1 protein-coding gene is annotated in these 1006 nt (G+C 51.6%); it reads left to right on the forward strand.

Features of this window, described 5'->3' with window-relative positions; genetic code table 11:
* On the forward strand, positions 1–1006 hold a 1006-nt coding region (locus tag JUF21_RS11915), incomplete at both ends, for an IS30 family transposase (RefSeq protein WP_239061465.1).

The raw sequence follows: 1006 nt of genomic DNA on the forward strand, positions 1-1006 counted from the left end.
AAAAAACATCAAGAACAGATATCCTGTATCATTGAAGTTCCTACACAAACAATGGAAGAGGATATTGTCTTGATGCAGAAACAGGATAGCACACACCGCCAAAAAGGTCAGCACTTAACATCACTCGAGCGCGGAAAAGTGGCCGGATTCCGCCAAGCTGGGAAGTCCAATCGTTGGATTGCTGCTGAAATTGGCGTCTGCCCGCAGACCATTAATAATGAAATCAAGCGAGGTACAGTAGATCAGGTCAAGAAGAGTAATGGCAAGCGCGTCTACCATCGACAATACCTGCCAGAGGCTGCTCAGGCACGTTACGAGACTGCACGCTTGAGCTGCCATCGTCCTGACAAGTTCGCCAGCGTACAGGTCTTCTTAGCCTGGTACGTACAGAGAGCTAAGCAGGACAAATGGTCGCCGGATGCTTCAATCGGCTATGCCAAGCGACACAAGCTGTTTACTCCTGAAGAGCTTGTTTGTGCCTCGACTTTGTACCAGTACATTGACGACCAACGCCTAGAGATTCGAAATATCGACCTGTTGGAGAAGACTAAGCGGAAGACCTCTCACCAGCACCACACCAAGGCTAAGCGCCTGGCTGGCCGCAGTATCGAGGAACGGCCTAAGGTCGTTGAACGACGCAGGCAGTTCGACTGGGAGATGGATACCATTGTCGGTAAACGCAATGGCAAGGAGCGCGTCATCTTGACTCTGATTGAGCGCAAGACCCGTTGCCAACTTCTCCGCTTGATCGAAGGACGAGATGCAGACTCTGTGAGCTATGCATTGCGTGGAATCAAGCGCGAATGGGGAGCTTGCATCAAGACCATCACAGCCGATAACGGACCCGAGTTCACCGCCTTAAATACTGCTTTTGCTGGGACGGAAACTGAGATCTTCTACGCCCATCCTTACACGTCCTGCGACCGTGGCACCAACGAGGCACATAACCGGATGATCCGCCAGGACTTCCCTAAGGGCATGTCCCTAGATGACATTAGCCCTAGTC

It is taken from the genome of Lacticaseibacillus sp. 53-4, from assembly GCF_016861805.1.
Taxonomy (GTDB): domain Bacteria; phylum Bacillota; class Bacilli; order Lactobacillales; family Lactobacillaceae; genus Lacticaseibacillus.